The sequence below is a fragment of the Streptomyces sp. NPDC003691 genome, from assembly GCF_053981115.1.
Map to the genome: position 1 here is coordinate 1 of NZ_JBSFNQ010000021.1, position 16,949 is coordinate 16,949.

General features: G+C 71.8%; 15 protein-coding genes. 5 read left to right on the forward strand and 10 right to left on the reverse strand.

Going from position 1 to position 16,949, the window contains the following annotated elements; translation table 11 throughout:
- Positions 1 to 115: 115 nt before the first annotated feature.
- Positions 116 to 1,552: a gamma-aminobutyraldehyde dehydrogenase gene (locus ACWDR0_RS13025; RefSeq protein ID WP_456351726.1), complete on the reverse strand. Its 1,437-nt coding sequence runs from the start codon at positions 1,550 to 1,552 to the stop codon at positions 116 to 118.
- Positions 1,553 to 1,768: 216 nt separating this feature from the next.
- Here ACWDR0_RS13025 and ACWDR0_RS13030 point away from each other — a divergent pair, with 216 nt between their 5' ends.
- From ACWDR0_RS13030 to ACWDR0_RS13050, 5 genes are all read left to right on the forward strand, one after another.
- Positions 1,769 to 2,269, forward strand: a complete 501-nt coding sequence (locus ACWDR0_RS13030) for an Lrp/AsnC family transcriptional regulator (protein ID WP_456351727.1) — start codon at positions 1,769 to 1,771, stop codon at positions 2,267 to 2,269.
- Positions 2,254 to 3,633 (forward strand): aspartate aminotransferase family protein, encoded by a 1,380-nt coding sequence (locus tag ACWDR0_RS13035; RefSeq protein WP_456351728.1) that lies wholly within the window; start codon positions 2,254 to 2,256, stop codon positions 3,631 to 3,633. The genes ACWDR0_RS13030 and ACWDR0_RS13035 overlap by 16 nt, the downstream gene beginning before the upstream one ends.
- A 227-nt stretch (positions 3,634 to 3,860) precedes the next feature.
- A complete protein-coding gene (locus ACWDR0_RS13040) occupies positions 3,861 to 4,589 on the forward strand; it encodes an ABC transporter ATP-binding protein (protein ID WP_456351729.1) in 729 nt (242 codons plus the stop codon).
- Complete coding sequence (locus ACWDR0_RS13045; RefSeq protein ID WP_456351730.1) at positions 4,571 to 5,725, forward strand: hypothetical protein; 1,155 nt, start codon at positions 4,571 to 4,573, stop codon at positions 5,723 to 5,725. The genes ACWDR0_RS13040 and ACWDR0_RS13045 overlap by 19 nt, the downstream gene beginning before the upstream one ends.
- Positions 5,726 to 5,978: 253 nt before the next feature.
- Positions 5,979 to 6,467 (forward strand): nuclear transport factor 2 family protein, encoded by a 489-nt coding sequence (locus ACWDR0_RS13050; protein ID WP_456351731.1) that lies wholly within the window; start codon positions 5,979 to 5,981, stop codon positions 6,465 to 6,467.
- A 16-nt stretch (positions 6,468 to 6,483) separates the two neighbouring features.
- Here the strand turns inward: ACWDR0_RS13050 and ACWDR0_RS13055 are convergent, their stop codons facing one another.
- From ACWDR0_RS13055 to rpsB, 9 genes are all read right to left on the reverse strand, one after another.
- Entirely contained in the window at positions 6,484 to 7,512 is a 1,029-nt protein-coding gene (locus ACWDR0_RS13055) for an ABC transporter ATP-binding protein (RefSeq protein ID WP_456351732.1), read from the reverse strand.
- Positions 7,512 to 9,209: an ABC transporter permease gene (locus ACWDR0_RS13060; protein WP_456351798.1), complete on the reverse strand. Its 1,698-nt coding sequence runs from the start codon at positions 9,207 to 9,209 to the stop codon at positions 7,512 to 7,514. Before ACWDR0_RS13060 ends, ACWDR0_RS13055 begins: the two co-directional genes overlap by 1 nt.
- A 110-nt stretch (positions 9,210 to 9,319) precedes the next feature.
- The gene (locus ACWDR0_RS13065) at positions 9,320 to 10,435 is read right to left on the reverse strand and encodes a thiamine ABC transporter substrate-binding protein (RefSeq protein ID WP_456351733.1); all 1,116 of its coding nucleotides are present in this window, start codon (positions 10,433 to 10,435) and stop codon (positions 9,320 to 9,322) included.
- 291 nt (positions 10,436 to 10,726) lie between these two features.
- Complete coding sequence (gene rlmN, locus ACWDR0_RS13070; protein ID WP_456351734.1) at positions 10,727 to 11,833, reverse strand: 23S rRNA (adenine(2503)-C(2))-methyltransferase RlmN; 1,107 nt, start codon at positions 11,831 to 11,833, stop codon at positions 10,727 to 10,729.
- A gap of 144 nt (positions 11,834 to 11,977) precedes the next feature.
- Complete coding sequence (locus ACWDR0_RS13075) at positions 11,978 to 13,234, reverse strand: phosphatidate cytidylyltransferase (RefSeq protein WP_456351735.1); 1,257 nt, start codon at positions 13,232 to 13,234, stop codon at positions 11,978 to 11,980.
- Entirely contained in the window at positions 13,234 to 13,791 is a 558-nt protein-coding gene (gene frr / locus ACWDR0_RS13080; RefSeq protein ID WP_456351736.1) for a ribosome recycling factor, read from the reverse strand. Before frr ends, ACWDR0_RS13075 begins: the two co-directional genes overlap by 1 nt.
- A 157-nt stretch (positions 13,792 to 13,948) precedes the next feature.
- On the reverse strand, positions 13,949 to 14,755 hold the full coding sequence (gene pyrH, locus ACWDR0_RS13085) for a UMP kinase (RefSeq protein WP_456351737.1): 807 nt from the start codon (positions 14,753 to 14,755) through the stop codon (positions 13,949 to 13,951).
- Between the two features lie 252 nt (positions 14,756 to 15,007).
- Positions 15,008 to 15,844, reverse strand: coding sequence for a translation elongation factor Ts (tsf, locus tag ACWDR0_RS13090; RefSeq protein WP_456351738.1), 837 nt, complete (start codon positions 15,842 to 15,844; stop codon positions 15,008 to 15,010).
- A 165-nt stretch (positions 15,845 to 16,009) separates the two neighbouring features.
- Complete coding sequence (gene rpsB / locus ACWDR0_RS13095; RefSeq protein WP_456351739.1) at positions 16,010 to 16,921, reverse strand: 30S ribosomal protein S2; 912 nt, start codon at positions 16,919 to 16,921, stop codon at positions 16,010 to 16,012.
- Between the last annotated feature and the right edge of the window lie 28 nt (positions 16,922 to 16,949).

The following is a 16,949-nucleotide window of genomic DNA, read 5'->3' on the forward strand; positions in this document are numbered from 1 at the left end:
CGGTGGCGGCCACGGTCTGGCTGAAGGTGGTGTGGATCCGGCCGTCGGCGGCGACGGTCTTGATCAGGCCCTCGACGGTGGACCGCAGCCTGGCCCCGACGAACCTCCGCGGCGCTTACGCGTCCAGGGACGTCATGACGTGCTTGATGCGCGTGTAGTCGTCGAAGCCGTAGGCCGACAGGTCCTTGCCGTAGCCGGACTTCTTGAAGCCGCCGTGCGGCATCTCGGCGACCAGCGGGATGTGGGTGTTGATCCAGACGCAGCCGAAGTCGAGCGCCTTGGACATCCGCATCGCGCGCCCGTGGTCCTTGGTCCACACGGAGGACGCCAGCGCGTACTCGACGCCGTTGGCGTACTCCAGTGCCTGGGCCTCGTCGGTGAAGGACTGGACGGTGATGACGGGGCCGAAGACCTCGTTCTGGATGATCTCGTCGTCCTGCTTCAGCCCGGAGACCACGGTCGGGGCGTAGAAGTAGCCCTTGTCGCCGACGCGGTGGCCGCCGGCCTCGACCTTGGCGTGCGCGGGCAGCCGGTCGATGAAACCGGAGACCTGCGCCAGCTGGTTGGCGTTGTTCAGCGGGCCGTAGAGGACGTCCTCGTCGGGGGCGCCGGTCTTGGTCTCGGCCGCGGCGGCGGCGAGGGCGGCGACGAACTCGTCGTGGATGGACTCCTGGACCAGGACGCGGGTCGCGGCCGTACAGTCCTGGCCGGCGTTGAAGTACCCGGCGACGGCGATGTCCTCGACGGCCTTGGCGATGTCGGTGTCCTCGAAGACCACGACGGGCGCCTTGCCGCCCAGCTCCAGGTGGACCCGCTTGACGTCCTTGGCGGCGGACTCGGCGACCTGCATTCCGGCGCGTACGGAGCCGGTGATGGAGGCCATCGCCGGGGTCCGGTGCTCCACCATGGCGCGGCCGGTCTCCCGGTCGCCGCAGAGGACGTTGAAGACGCCCTTGGGGACGATCGCGCCGATGATCTCGGCGATCAGCGCGGTGGAGGCGGGGGTGGTGTCCGAGGGCTTGAGGACCACGGTGTTGCCCGCGGCGAGCGCCGGGGCGAACTTCCACACCGCCATCATCATGGGGTAGTTCCACGGTGCGACCTGCGCGCAGACCCCGACCGGCTCGCGGCGGATGATGGAGGTCATTCCCTCCATGTACTCGCCGGCCGAACGGCCCTCCAGCATCCGCGCCGCGCCCGCGAAGAAGCGGATCTGGTCCACCATCGGCGGGACTTCCTCGGTACGGACCAGCTCCAGCGGCTTGCCGGTGTTCTCCGACTCGACCGCGATCAGCTCCTCGGCCCGCTCCTCGAAGGCGTCCGCGATCTTCAGCAGGACCTTCTGGCGCTCGGCGGGGGTGGCGTCGCGCCAGGCGGGGAACGCGGCGGCGGCGGCCTCCATGGCGGCGTCGACGTCGGTCTGTCCGGAGAGCGGGGAGGTCGCGTAGACCTCGCCGGTGGCCGGATTGACGATATCGATCGTCCGCCCGTCGGCGGCGTCCCGGAACTCCCCGTTGATGTAGTTGCGCAGTCGACGCGGCTCGGTGGTCACTGTTGCCACCCCTCCAGATCTGACGGCCTTGTCAGGCGGCTCTGTCCGTACCCGGGTGAGGGTTCCACCCGGTTCCGTCCACCCTAAACCGTTCAGCGACGCTTTCGACAGCCCCGACCCACCGCACCTTCGGATTCAGTGTTTACACGGCCCTTAGACAACGAATTTCATCGCTCAGGGCTTGCGTGACGGAGGAGTCCCGTGCAGAGTGAGCATGTGGCCAGTCGAAGCGCAGACCCCAGGAACGGGACCGCCGGGAACGCCCAGTCCCCGGCGATCGACGCCGTTTCCCTCGCGATCATCGAACAGCTCCAGGAGGACGGACGCCGTCCTTACGCAGCCATCGGCAAAGCCGTCGGCCTCTCCGAGGCCGCGGTGCGCCAGCGGGTGCAGAAGCTGCTCGACCAGGGCGTCATGCAGATCGTCGCCGTGACGGACCCGCTCACCGTGGGCTTCCGCCGCCAGGCGATGGTCGGCATCCGGGTGGAGGGCGACCTCGACCCCGTGGCGGAGGCGCTGACGGCCATGGCCGAATGCGAGTACGTGGTGATGACCGCGGGCTCCTTCGACCTGATGGTGGAGGTCGTCTGCGAGGACGACGACCACCTGCTCGAAGTGATCAACAAGCGGATTCGCGCGCTCCCCGGTGTGCGGTCCACCGAGAGCTTCGTCTATCTCAAGCTCAAGAAGCAGACCTATATGTGGGGAACCCGATAGCCGTGAGCAAGGACCTCTCCAAGACCGCCTACGACCACCTGTGGATGCACTTCACCCGCATGTCGTCGTACGAGAACGCCCCCGTCCCCACCATCGTCCGCGGTGAGGGCACCTACATCTACGACGACCAGGGCAAGCGCTACATCGACGGCCTCGCCGGCCTCTTCGTGGTGAACGCCGGACACGGCCGGGTCGAGCTGGCCGAGACCGCCTACAAGCAGGCGCAGGAACTGGCGTTCTTCCCGGTGTGGTCCTACGCCCACCCGAAGGCCGTCGAGCTGGCGGAGCGCCTGGCCAACGAGGCCCCCGGCGACCTCAACAAGGTCTTCTTCACCACCGGTGGCGGCGAGGCGGTGGAGACCGCGTGGAAGCTGGCCAAGCAGTACTGGAAGCTGCAGGGTCAGCACACCAAGTACAAGGTCATCTCCCGTGCGGTCGCCTACCACGGCACCCCGCAGGGCGCCCTGTCCATCACCGGCCTCCCGGCCCTGAAGGCCCCCTTCGAGCCGCTGGTCCCCGGCGCGCACAAGGTGCCCAACACCAACATCTACCGCGCCCCGATCCACGGCGACGACCCCGAGGCCTTCGGCCGCTGGGCCGCCGACCAGATCGAGCAGGAGATCCTCTTCGAGGGCCCCGAGACCGTCGCCGCGGTCTTCCTGGAGCCCGTGCAGAACGCCGGCGGCTGCTTCCCGCCGCCGCCCGGCTACTTCCAGCGGGTCCGCGAGATCTGCGACCAGTACGACGTGCTGCTCGTCTCCGACGAGGTCATCTGCGCCTTCGGCCGGCTCGGCACCACCTTCGCCTGTGACAAGTTCGGCTACGTCCCGGACATGATCACCTGCGCCAAGGGCATGACCTCGGGCTACTCCCCGATCGGCGCCTGCATCGTCTCGGACAAGATCGCCGAGCCGTTCTACAAGGGCGACAACACCTTCCTGCACGGCTACACCTTCGGCGGCCACCCGGTCTCCGCGGCCGTCGGCGTCGCCAACCTCGACATCTTCGAGCGCGAGGGCCTCAACCAGCACGTCCTCGACAACGAGGGCGCCTTCAAGGCCACCCTGGAGAAGCTGTACGACCTGCCGATCGTCGGCGACGTCCGCGGCAACGGCTTCTTCTACGGCATCGAGCTGGTGAAGGACAAGGCCACCAAGGAGACCTTCACGGACGAGGAGACGGAGCGCGTGCTCTACGGCTTCCTCTCCAAGGCGCTCTTCGACAACGGCCTGTACTGCCGGGCCGACGACCGCGGCGACCCGGTGATCCAGCTCGCCCCGCCGCTGGTCGCCGACCAGTCCACGTTCGACGAGATCGAAGGCGTGCTCCGGACGGTCCTCACCGAGGCCTGGACCAAGCTCTGATCCCCTGACGGCCCCGCGCCGCCCGGACGACGGCCCGGGTACGCCCATCCGAGTGGATGGCGCGTACCCGGGCCGTGTGGTTCCCCGGTACCCGCGGCGGGCTGCCCGAGGCTGGTCCCCGTCAGGCTGCGCCCCGGTGACCCGTTCCTCGACCGGCCCCGCTCCCCCGCAAGGGGCGACCGGTCCGGCCGGGGCCGCCGCATCCGATCAGAGGCGAGGGGTACGCCATGGAGACTCCGCCGGACGACGACGTGCTGTGGGCACGCGCGCTGCACCACACCCACCGGGGCTCCCCCGCCCTCGCCGCGGTCGACGCCGGGGTCCGCGAGGGCGAGATCCTCGCGGTCGGCGGCCCGCGCGGCGCCGGGAAGACCACCCTGCTGCGCTGCCTCTCCGGACAGCTGGTCCCCACCGGCGGCGAGGTCTGGTTCAACGGCACCCCCCTGCACTCCCTCCCGGCCCCGCGGCGCGAGCAACTGCGCCGGGAACGCTTCGGCTGGATCGGCCCGGAGCCGTCCCTGGTGCCCGAGCTGACCGCCTGGGAGAACGCCGCCCTCCCGCTGCTGCTGCGGGGCGTCCCGCACCGGCGGGCCAAGGCCGCCGCCCTGGAGTGGCTGGAGCGGCTCGACGTCGCCCCGGCCGCCCGGCTCCGCCCGTACGCCCTGAACCGGGCCCAGCGCCAGCGGACCGCGACCGCCCGGGCGCTGGTCGCCGAACCCGCCGTGCTCTTCGCCGACGAACCGACGGCGGCCCTGCACCGCGCCGACGCCGCCCAGGTGCTGCGGACGGTCCTCAGCGCGGCCCGCTCGCACCGCATCACCACCCTCCTCGCCAGCCACGACCCCGCCGTCACGGCCCTCGCCGACCGGACGATCACCCTCCTCGACGGGCGGCGCACCGACACCCCGGCCGCCACCGGCACGGAAGGCCGGGCCGCGTGCTCGCTCTCCGTCTAGCCCGCGGCGCCGGCCCCTGGGCCCTGCTGCGGCGGCTGCTGGTCGCCGCCGCCTCGGCCGGAGTCGGCTTCCTGCTGCTCAGCACCCTCGCCTACGCGCTCGCGCACCCCGGCGACCCGGCGGCCGTACCCCGGCTCGCCTGGTGCCTGGTGCCCCTGGCGGCCGCGGTGCACTTCGCGGTCGCCGTGGCCCGTACCGACCCCGGCACCCGCCCCCGTACCGGACTGTCCGCCGTCGGCCTCGGGCCCGCCCGGCTCGCCGCGCTCGCCGCCTCGTCGACCGCGCTCGCCGCCACCCTCGGCAGCACCGTCGCCCTGCTCCTCGTCCTCCATCTGCGGGGCGATCTGACCGGACTTCCGTTCGACGGCGCGGGCGGGGAACTGCTCGCCGCCGGACGGCCGCTGCCGCTCGGCGCCGCGCTCACCCTCCTCGCCGGCCTCCCCGTCACCGCGACCTTCGCCGCCGCCCTCGCGCTGCGGGCCCGCTCCGCGACCCCGGTCCCCGACCCGGCGGAGCCGCCCGCCCCCGGGACCCCGCCCGGCGGACTGCCGTGGGGCTGCGCCCTGGTCGCCGCCGGACTCGCCGTCGGCACCTATGCGGCCCGCACCGCGTCCGGCGGGGAGCTGCCCCTGCCGGGCGACTCCGGCGGCGACCCGGCGGGCGTCCTGACCGGCTGGGCCCTCACCGCCACCGGCCTCGCCGTCGCCGGGCCCGCCCTCACCCATGCCGCGGGCCGGCTGCTGCAGACCGTCCGCCCCGGCGCCGTACGCCTGCTCGCGGGCCGGGTCCTGATGTCCGAGGCACGCCGGATCGGCCGCCCGCTCGGCGTGGTGTGCGCCGTCGCCGCGGCCGCCGTCGCCGCCGCAACCCTGGCCGGCGGCGCCTCCCGCCCCTTCGGCCCGCTCACCGGCCTCGGCGCGGCCCTGGTCATCGGCTGTACGACGGCAACCCTGCTGGTTGCCGCCGCCGAGGCCCGCACCCTGCGCACCCCCGTCCGTACCGAACTGCGCGACCTCGGCGCCCCGGCCGGCGCGCTCCGCTCCGCGGCCGCGCTCAGGGCCCTCGCCCTGCTGGCCGTCTTCGCGCCCCTGACCTGGACCGTGGCGACGCTGGCCGCGGTCCCGCTCGGCGGCTGATCCGCTTCCCGCCGCTTCCGCCCGGTGGGCGGGCCCGTGCTCCCGCGCGGCCCGCCGGGCGGACGGCGCCGCCCCGGACCCGCAACGGGCCCTTCCCGCGGCTCCCGCCGGGGCCATGACCCGTGCGGTACCGGAGCCATGACCGGTGAGGTACCGGGGCAATGACCCGTGAGGTAATCGACCCTCCCGGCACCGCCCGGCAGGATCGTTCCCGTCGCCGCCGCCCCGGCCGGCCCGCCCGAAGGGAACCCCGATGACCTCCGCCACCGGAACAGCCACCGGCACCGACACCACCGCCGCCACCCGCGCCGTCGTCGAGGAGTTCCTGGCCCGGCTCGCGGAGGGCACCCCGGAGCGCATCGCGGAGCTGTACGCCGAGCGCGTCGACTGGTACATCGCCCCGAACCCCGCCGTACCGTGGATCAGGCCCCGGTCCACCCGCGCCGATGTCGCCGCCCACTGGCACGAACTCGCCGACGGCCAGCAGAACGACCCGGCCGGCACCCGGATCGACGCGATCACCGTCACCGGCCCCGACGCGGTCGTCACCGGCACCCTCGCCGGAACCGTCCGGGCCACCGGCATCCGGTTCAGTTCCCCGTTCGCCCTGCACTTCACCGTCGCCGAGGGGCTGATCGTCCGCTTCCGGGTGATCGAGGACAGCCTCGCCGTCGCCGCGGCCTGCGCGCCCGCCCACCACCGGCCGGCCCGCACCGGCGCCGGCGGGCGACGGCACCGCTGACCCGCCCGGCCGTGGATCAGCCCGCGCCCAGGACCACCACCTCGTCCGGCGCGAACTCCACCCCCACCCGCTCGCCCTGCGCCGGGGCGTCCCGCAGCCCCGTCTCCGCCTCCAGCGGCGGTCCCGTCTCGGGCCGCAGCACCAGCGCCACATGCGTACCCCGGAAGGTCCGGGACTCCACCGTGCACCGCGGCCCGCGGCCCGCCCCGGGATCCGTCAGCCGCACCCCTGCGGGCCGGACCAGTACCTCGTAGGCACCGTCCGGCACCCCGTCCGGCACCGGGATCCGGCCCCAGACGGTGTCCGCCGCCCCGCCGCGCACCACCGCGCCCACCACATTGCCGAAGCCGAGGAACCGGGCCACGAACGCGTCGGCCGGGCACTGCCACACCTCCGGCGGCGCACCGGTCTGCGCGATCCGCCCGTCCCGCATGATCACCACCCGGTCGGCGAGGGCGAACGCCTCGCCCTGGTCGTGGGTGACCGCCAGAACCGTCGTCCCGAGCCGCCCGAACAGCGCCCGCAGTTCGACGACCAGCTTCTCCCGCAGCCCCCGGTCCAGCTGTCCGAGCGGCTCGTCGAGCATCAGCAGCCGCGGTTCCGGAGCCAGCGCCCGGGCCAGCGCCACCCGCTGCTGCTCCCCGCCGGACAGCGACGACACCGTACGTCCCCCGGCTCCCGGCAGCCCCACCAGCTCCAGCAGTCCGGCGACCCGGCGCCGCTGTTCCGCCCGGTCCGTACCGCGCATCCGCAGGCCGAAGGCGACGTTCCCGGCGACATCGCGCTGCGGGAACAGCTGGTGGTCCTGGAACATCAGCCCGACGCCGCGCCGGTGGACCGGTACGCCGGTCTGGTCCTCGCCGCCGAGGAGCACCCGCCCGCGGTCGGCCGTCTGGAGTCCGGCGACCACCCGCAGCAGGGTGGACTTGCCGCTGCCGCTGGGCCCCAGGACGCAGACCGTCTCGTGTTCCGCGACATCGAGGTCCACCGCGTCGAGGGCGGCCCGGGCTCCGAACCGTACGGTCACATCGTCGATTCCGAGCATCAGAACTCCCCGCTCGATGCGGCCGTGGTGGTCCGGGAGCGGATCCGCTCCAGCGACAGCAGCGCGACCGCGCACACCACCATCAGGATCGTGCTGAGGGCCATCGCCTGCCCGTAGTTCAGTTCACCGGGCCGCCCCAGCAGCCGGGCCACGGCGACCGGCAGGGTCGGTTCGTCGGGGCGGGCGATGAACACCGTCGCGCCGAACTCGCCGAGGGAGACCGCGAACGCGAAGCCCGCGGCGATCAGCAGTGCCCGCCGTACCAGCGGCAGGTCGATCTCCCGCCATACCCGCAGCGGGGACGCGCCGAGGACGGCCGCCGCTTCCCGCAGCCGGCCGTCGACGGCCCGCAGCACCGGCAGCATGGTCCGTACCACGAACGGCACCCCGACCAGGGCCTGGGCCAGCGGTACCAGGATCCACGAGGCCCGCAGGTCCAGCGGCGGCTCGTCGAGGGTGATCAGGAATCCGAAGCCGACGGTGACCGCCGACACCCCGAGCGGCAGCATCAGCAGCGCGTCGAAGCCCCGCAGCAGCCGCCCGGCGCCGCCCGGACCGCCGCGCCGCGCCAGGGCGGCCGCGGCGAGCCCGCCGACGACGACCGCGATGGCGGTGGCCGCGAGCGCGTACCGCAGGGAGTTCCCCACGGCGTGCACCGGGGGTACGAGGAAGGCGCCGCCGCCGGGGTCGAGCCGGCCGAGTGCCCGGTAGTAGTCCAGTCCGTAGCCGCGGGGGGTGGCCAGGGACCGCTCCACCAGCACGCCCAGCGGCAGCAGCACCAGCAGGGCGACGGTGGTGAGGACGCCGCCGAGCAGCGCCCACTGGCCCGCGCCCCGCGGCCGCCGCGCGGTGTGCCGGGGGTCGACCAGCTTCAGGGCTGTCTCCCGCTTCCGTACGGTCCGGGCGTGGACGGCGAGCACCGCTCCGACGGCCGCGAACTGGACCAGGGTGAGGACGGCGGCGGTCCGCAGGTCGAGCAGTTGCGCGGTCTGCCGGTAGACCTCGACCTCCAGGGTGGCGAAGCCGGGGCCGCCGAGGATCTGCACGATGCCGAAGGAGGTGAAGGTGAAGAGGAAGACCATCAGGGCGGCGGAGGCGACGGCCGGCGCGAGCGCTGGCAGCGTCACCGTGCGCCAGGCGGTGAACCGGCCGGCGCCCAGCACCCGGGCGGCCTCCTCCTGGCGCGGGTCCAGCTGGGCCCAGAGTCCGCCGACGGTCCGGACCACGACGGCGTAGTTGAAGAAGACATGGGCGATCAGGATCGCCCAGACGGTGGTGTCGAGGCGGATGCCCCAGGTCTCGTCGAGGAGCCCGCCGCGGCCGAGGAGGGCGAGGAACGCGGTGCCGACGACGACGGTCGGCAGGACGAACGGCACGGTGACCACGGCCCGCAGCAGTCCCTTGCCGGGGAACGCGTAGCGGGCGGTGACATAGGCGGCGGGCAGCGCGATCAGCAGGGTCAGCGCGGTGGAGGCGAGGGCCTGCCAGACGGTGAACCAGAGGACCCCGGCGATATCGTCCCGGCCGAGGACCTCGGCGATCCGCCCGAACTGCCAGCTGCCGCCGGAGCGCAGCCCGCGGCCGGTGATGGCGGCCACGGGGTAGGCGAAGAAGACCGCGAAGAACGCGACGGGCAGGACCAGCAGGGCGAGGCGGGCCGCGGGCCCGCCGCGCAGGGCCCGGGCCGCCCGGGACACCGGCCCGGGCTTGTCCGCGCGGCCCGTGCGCGGTCCGTGGTCCGCCGGGGTCCCGCGGTCCCGGGAGCCCGCGGGGGCCTCCGGGTCCACGGGCTCCGGTCCGGCGGACGTCACTTGACGACGGTCGACGACCACTTCTGGATCCACTGCTCACGGTTCTTCGCGATGGTGTCGGGCGGCAGCGTCCCCGGGTCGGTGACCTTCGCCCCGTGCCGGGTGAACAGCTCGGGGAGCTTCGCACCCTCGACGACCGGGTTGACGAACATGTTCAGCGGCATGTCCTCCTGGAACTTCGCCGAGACCAGGAAGTCCAGCAGCGCCTTGCCGCCCGTCTCGTTCTTCGCGCCCTTCAGCAGACCGGCGAATTCGATCTGGCGGAAGCAGGTGCCGGTGGAGACCCCGGTGGGCGCCTCCTTGGGCTGCGGTTCGGCGTAGAGCACCTCGACCGGCGGGCTGGAGGCGTAGGAGACGACCAGCGGCCGGTCGCCGCCCTCCTTCTTGCCGCCCGCGGAGCCGGAGAACTCGCGGTTGTACGCCTCTTCCCAGCCGTCGACGACCTTGACGCCGTTGGCCTTCAGCTTCTCCCAGTACCCCTGCCAGTCGCTCTCGCCGTAGCGGGCGACGGTGCCGAGGAGGAAGCCGAGCCCGGGCGAGGAGGTGGCGGCGTTCTCGACGACCAGCAGGTCCTTGTACTCGGGCTTGATCAGATCGTCGAAGGACACCGGCGGCGCGAGCTTGCGGTCCGCGAAGTACTTCTTGTCGTAGTTGACGCAGATATCGCCGGTGTCGACGGGGGTGACCCGGTGCTTCTCCCCGTCGAGCCGGACCGCGGCCGGTATCCGGTCCAGCCCCTTCGCCTCGTGGGGGGTGAAGATGCCGTTGTCGAGGGCGCGGGAGAGCAGGGTGTTGTCGACGCCGAAGAAGACGTCGCCCTGCGGGGAGCCCTTGGTGAGGATCTCCTTGTTGAGCGCGACCCCGGCGTCACCGCTCTTGAGGACCTTGACCACATAGCCGGTCTGCCGGGTGAACTCCTTGAGGACCTCCTCGGAGGCGGCGAAGGAGTCATGGCTGACGAGGGTGACGGTCTTGCCGCCCTTGCCGCCCTTGTCGCCGCCGGAGCCCTTCTCCTCACCGGAGGAGTCCCCTCCGCAGGCGGCGAGCACGCCGACCCCGAGTGCGGCGGCCAGCGCGGCGGCCGCGCCCCTTCTGATACTGCTCCTGCTCACGTTCGAATTCCTCCTGGTGAGGGCCAGGAAGAGACGCGGCCCCGCCCGGTCTCCCAAGGGAATCCGGGCAGGGCGCAACAGCTTGAGTGAAAGTCCGAACTCCCTACCCGGAATGACCCGGGCGAGGTTCAGAGGGTCTGCGGCCCCATGGGTACCGCACTCTCAGCGCTGTGGCGCTCCCCTGTCGGAAATATGCAAATGTTCAGGCCAGACTACTAGGCCGGGTTCCCGCCACGGCACGGGTGGTCCCGTTCCGTGGCCGGACGGTCACCGGAGCCGTGTCCCGGGCCGTCAGCGCTCGCTGGCCGCCAGTTGGCCGCAGGCGCCGTCGATCTCCTGGCCGCGGGTGTCCCGTACGGTCACCGGCACCCCGTGGGCGGCGATGGCCTCGACGAACGCCTTCTCGTCCTCGGGACGCGAGGCGGTCCACTTCGAGCCGGGGGTGGGGTTCAGCGGAATCAGGTTCACATGGACCCGCTTGCCCTTGAGCAGCCGGCCGAGCAGATCGCCCCGCCAGGCCTGGTCGTTGATATCGCGGATCAGCGCGTACTCGATGGAGACCCGGCGGCCCGACTTCTCGGCGTACTCCCAGGCCGCGTCGAGGACCTCGCGCACCTTCCACCGGGTGTTGACCGGGACCAGGGTGTCGCGGAGTTCGTCGTCGGGGGCGTGCAGGGAGACGGCGAGACGGCATTTGAAGCCCTCGTCGGCGAAGCGCAGCATCGCGGGCACCAGACCGACCGTGGAGACGGTGATCCCCCGCTGGGAGAGGCCCAGCCCGTCGGGCTCGGGGTCGGTGAGCCGCCGGATGGCGCCCACGACCCGCTTGTAGTTCGCCAGCGGTTCGCCCATGCCCATGAACACGATGTTCGACAGCCGGGCGGGCCCGCCGGGGACCTCCCCGTCGCGGAGCGCCCGCATCCCGTCGACGATCTGGTGCACGATCTCCGCGGTCGACAGGTTCCGGTCGAGACCGGCCTGCCCGGTGGCGCAGAACGGGCAGTTCATCCCGCAGCCCGCCTGGGAGGAGATGCACATCGTCACCCGGTCCGGGTAACGCATCAGGACCGACTCGACGAGGGTGCCGTCGTGCAGCCGCCAGAGCGTCTTGCGGGTGGTGTCGTCGTCGCACGAGATATGCCGGACCACCGACATCAGCTCGGGCAGCAGCTCGGCGGCGAGCTTCTCCCGCGCGGCGGCCGGAATGTCCGTCCACTCCGCCGGGGAGTGCGCGTACCGCGCGAAGTAGTGCTGGGACAGCTGTCGGGCGCGGAACGGCTTCTCCCCGATCGCGGCGACGGCTTCCTTGCGCTCGGCGGGCGAGAGGTCGGCGAGGTGCCTCGGGGGCTTCTTGGCTCCGCGGGGCGCGATGAAAGTGAGTTCTCCGGGCTTAGGCATGGCGATACCAGTGTCGCAGAGATACGGCGGAGGGCTCGCCATCCTGTGGACGACGAGCCCTCTCCCGGTAAAACCGCAGGCCGGGCGGGTTCTCCCGGCCGGTGCTTCCGGCTTCGGGCGGTGCCCGGAGCCGGAAGGAATCCGCTAGCCCGCCCCGACGAACACCACCAGCAGCAGCCAGACCACCGGTGCGGTCGGCAGCAGCGAGTCCAGGCGGTCCATGATGCCGCCGTGGCCCGGGAGCAGGGTGCCCATGTCCTTGATGCCGAGATCCCGTTTGATCATCGACTCGCCGAGGTCGCCCAGGGTGGCGGTGACGGCGACCGCGAGGCCCAGCAGGAGGCCCTGCCACCAGGCGCCGCCGTCGATGAGGAACTCCATGCACAGGGCACCGGCGGCCATCGCGAAGCCGATCGCGCCGAGCAGGCCCTCCCGGGTCTTCCCCGGGCTGATCCTCGGTGCCAGCTTCCGCTTGCCGAAGCGCCAGCCGACCGCGTACGCGCCGGTGTCGCTGACCACGGTCAGGACGAGGAACGTCAGCACCCGGTCGGCGCCGTCGCCCGCGGCGAGCATCATCGAGACGAAGGTCGCCAGGAACGGCACGTAGAACGCGGCGAAGACACCCGCGGTGACGTCCTTCAGATACCCCTCGGGGGGTTCCGTCATCCGCCACACCAGGACCGCGAGGGCGGTCAGGGCCATGGCGACCCAGGCACCCTCCGCTCCGCGGACGTACCCGGCGACGACCATCGCCGCGCCGCCGACCGCGAGCGGCACCAGCGGGGCCCTGATCTGCTTCCGCTCCTGGAGCCGGGAGGTCAGCTCCCACAGCCCGACGACGACGGCGACCGCTATCACGCCGACGAAGACGGCCTTGACGACGTAGAGCGACGCGACGATCACCGCGCCCAGGCCGACGCCGACCCCTATCGCGGCCCGCAGATCACGGCCCGCCCGCTTCTTCTCCTTCGCCGGACGGCCCGCCGGACGGTTCTCCGGCCGGGCGGCGGCCTCCGCCCGGCCCGCCGGGTCCTGAGCGGCCCGGCCACCGGGGGTTTCCGGGGCACCGGGCACGCCTCCGTCACCGCGGGGCTCCAAGGGCCCACCGGACGGCGGCGGCTGCGGACCGGCCGGCGCGGGCTCCGGAGGGAGCTCGTCGCGGAACAGGGGGCGGCCCGGCTCGGCGGCCCCCCGGCCGCTGTCGTTCCGGCGGTCGCGGTCACCGGGACCGCCGGCGTCTCTACCTGCGTCGGGAAAGTCCGGCACGATGGGCATGGGCCGAGTCTGCTGTGCGTCGTGCCCGTCGTACGCGGGACCCGCCGAAAGCGGGCCCCGGTCCTGCGGACGCCACCCCCCGACGTAGTCGGCCCGCTGCGGGGCCCCCCAGGAAGCGTCGTTCATCAGACTTCGAGCAGCTCGGCTTCCTTGTGCTTCAGCAGCTCGTCGACCTGCGCGACGTACTTCGCGGTGGTGTCGTCGAGCTCCTTCTCGGCACGCCGGCCCTCGTCCTCGCCGACCTCGCCGTCCTTGACGAACTTGTCGATGGCCTCCTTGGCCTTGCGGCGGACCGCACGGATGGAGATCTTCGAGTCCTCGGCCTTGCCCTTGGCGACCTTGATGTACTCGCGGCGGCGCTCCTCGGTCAGCTCCGGGAACACCACACGGATGATGTTGCCGTCGTTGCTCGGGTTGACCCCGAGGTCGGAGTCGCGGATCGCCTGCTCGATATTGCGCAGCGCCGTCTTGTCGAAGGGCGTGACGACGGCCATCCGGGGCTCGGGCACCGAGAAGGACGCGAGCTGGTTGATCGGGGTCAGCGCGCCGTAGTAGTCGGCGACGATCTTGTTGAACATCGCCGGGTGCGCACGCCCGGTGCGGATCGCGGCGAAGTCGTCCTTGGCGACCAGGACGGCCTTCTCCATCTTCTCCTCGGCCTCGAGGAGGGTCTCTTCGATCACCACTTGCTCCTGCGTGTCTTGAGTAGGCCCGGCTGACAACTGCCCGGTCGGGCGGAACCTGTCGCGTCTTCCCTGCACGGTCTCCGACCGTCAGGGCTTTGTCTATCCCCGGATATCCTCGGGCATCCGTTCCCGGGCGCCCGGGACACCCCCCGGTTCAGGCCCGGGTGCCCTTGTCGCTGACCAGCGTGCCGATCTTCTCACCCCGTACCGCACGGGCGATATTGCCCTCGGCAAGGAGTTCGAAGACCAGGATCGGCAGGGCGTTGTCACGGCAGAGGGTGATCGCCGTGGCGTCGGCGACCTTGAGGTCCCGCGCGATGACCTCGCCGTACTCCAGCGCGTCGTACTTGACCGCGTCGGGGTTGGTCCGGGGGTCGGCGTCGTAGACCCCGTCGACACCGTTCTTGCCCATCAGCAGGGCCTCGGCGTCGATCTCCAGCGCGCGCTGGGCGGCGGTGGTGTCGGTCGAGAAGTACGGCATGCCCATACCGGCGCCGAAGATCACGACCCGGCCCTTCTCCAGATGGCGCACGGCCCGCAGCGGAATGTACGGCTCGGCGACCTGGCCCATGGTGATGGCGGTCTGCACCCGGGAGTCGATGCCCTCCTTCTCCAGGAAGTCCTGGAGCGCGAGGCAGTTCATCACGGTGCCGAGCATGCCCATGTAGTCGGAGCGGGCCCGGTCCATGCCGCGGACCTGGAGCTCGGCGCCACGGAAGAAGTTGCCGCCGCCGATGACAATGGCGATCTGGGCGCCGCTGCGGACGACGGCCGCGATCTCACGGGCGATGGCGTGCACGACATCGGGGTCCACACCGAGCCCCGTCCCGCCGGAGAATGCCTCTCCGGAGAGCTTCAGCATGAAGCGTCCGCTACCGGTCTGGTTCACGTCGTGCTTCCCGTCGTGGTCGTGGTCGCTGTTGTCGCCGACCGCCTGGGTGGCGTCCGCGCCCTTGTTCATGGGGATCTCCTCGTGCACATACGAGAAAGGCCACCGCCGCTGGGTACTGGTGTCCCTGTCGGCAATGGCCTCCTCGTCAAGATCTGCGGTCGTCCGGCGCTCCGGGCGCGACGGCGGCGCCCGGGGCCCACGCGGCCTGTGACTGCGTGGGAAACCCTAGCGGGCCGACGGGACGATCGCGTACTCGGCGTCCCCGTGCCGCCGGTCCGGCGGATCCGGGGGGACGCCGGTACCGGCGTTCCTGCGTTCCGGTCAGGCGCCGACGCGGATACGGGCGAAGCGCTTCAGCTCCACACCGGCCTCGTCGAGAACCTTCTGGACGGACTTCTTGTTGTCCTTCGCGAAGGCCTGCTCGAGAACGGTGACCTCCTTGAAGAAGCCGTTCACCCGGCCCTCGACGATCTTCGGGAGGGCGGCCTCGGGCTTGCCCTCCTCGCGGGAGGTGGCCTCGGCGACCCGGCGCTCGTTCTCGACGACCTCGGCCGGAACGTCCTCGCGGGACAGGTACTTCGGCGCGAAGGCGGCGATGTGCTGCGCGACGTCCTTGGCGACGTCCGCGTTCTCGGCGCTCAGCTCGACGAGCACGCCGACCTGCGGCGGCAGGTCGGGCATGGTGCGGTGCAGGTAGACACCGACGTACGCACCGGAGAACTGCGCGAAGCGGTCGAGGACGATCTTCTCGCCGAGGTTGGCGTTGGCCTCGTCGACGTACGCCTGAACGGTCTTGCCGGCCTCGATCTCGGAGGAGAGCAGGGCGTCCAGGTCGGCCGGGGAGGTCGCGGCGACGTGCGCGGCGAGCGCGTTGGCGACGGCCTGGAACTTCTCACCCTTGGCGACGAAGTCCGTCTCGCACTTCAGCTCCAGCAGAACGCCGGACGTCTTGTCCTCGGAGATGAGGGAGACGACGGCGCCGTTGGAAGCGGTGCGGGACTCGCGCTTGGCGACGCCCTTCTGGCCCTTGACGCGCAGCAGCTCGACGGCCTTGTCGACGTTGCCGTCGGCCTCGTCCAGCGCCTTCTTGCAGTCCATCATGCCGGCGCCGGTCAGCTCGCGGAGCTTCTTGACGTCGGCGGCGGTGTAGTTCGCCATGTCCTTGAGTCTTTCCTCGGAAGGTCGGAAGTCGAAGACGGATCCGCGGCGGGCCGGGCGGCGGGGGCCGCGCGGCCCGGGACCGGTACGGATCCGCGGGCGGGCGGCGGGGCCGGTGCTCGTCGCACCGCCCCCGCCGTCCTCACCTGCCGTGCTCGGCGGCGGTCAGGCCTGCTCGGCGCCCTCGGCCGGCTTCTCCGCCTCGGCGGCGGGAGCCTCGGCGGCCGGAGCCTCCTCGGCGGGGGCCTCGGCGACGGGAGCCTCGGCGGGCTTCTCGGCCTCGGCGTCGTCGGCCTTCTTCTCGCCCTCGAGGAGGTCGCGCTCCCACTCGGCCAGCGGCTCGCCGGCGGCCTTGTCACCCGGCTTGGAGTCACCGGTGGCGACACCGGAACGGGCGATCAGGCCCTCGGCGACGGCGTCGGCGATCACACGGGTCAGCAGCGTGACGGAGCGGATCGCGTCGTCGTTGCCGGGGATCTTGTAGTCGACCTCGTCCGGGTCGCAGTTGGTGTCGAGGATCGCGACGACCGGGATGTGGAGCTTGCGCGCCTCACCGACGGCGATGTGCTCCTTCTTGGTGTCGACGATCCAGACGGCGCTCGGCACCTTCTGCATCTCGCGGATGCCGCCGAGGGTCTTCTCCAGCTTCGCCTTCTCACGGGAGAGGACGAGCAGCTCCTTCTTGGTCAGGCCGGAGGCGGCCACGTCCTCGAAGTCGATCTGCTCCAGCTCCTTGAGGCGCTGCAGACGCTTGTAGACGGTGGAGAAGTTGGTCAGCATGCCGCCCAGCCAGCGCTGGTTGACGTACGGCATGCCCACGCGGGTCGCCTGCTCGGCGATCGCCTCCTGGGCCTGCTTCTTGGTGCCGACGAACATGATGGAACCGCCGTGGGCGACGGTCTCCTTGACGAACTCGTAGGCGCGGTCGATGTACGACAGCGACTGGAGCAGGTCGATGATGTAGATGCCGTTGCGCTCGGTGAAGATGAAGCGCTTCATCTTCGGGTTCCAGCGACGGGTCTGGTGACCGAAGTGGACGCCGCTCTCCAGCAGCTCCCGCATCGTGACGACGGCCATGGCCGTATCTCCTTGGATTCTCGGTTGA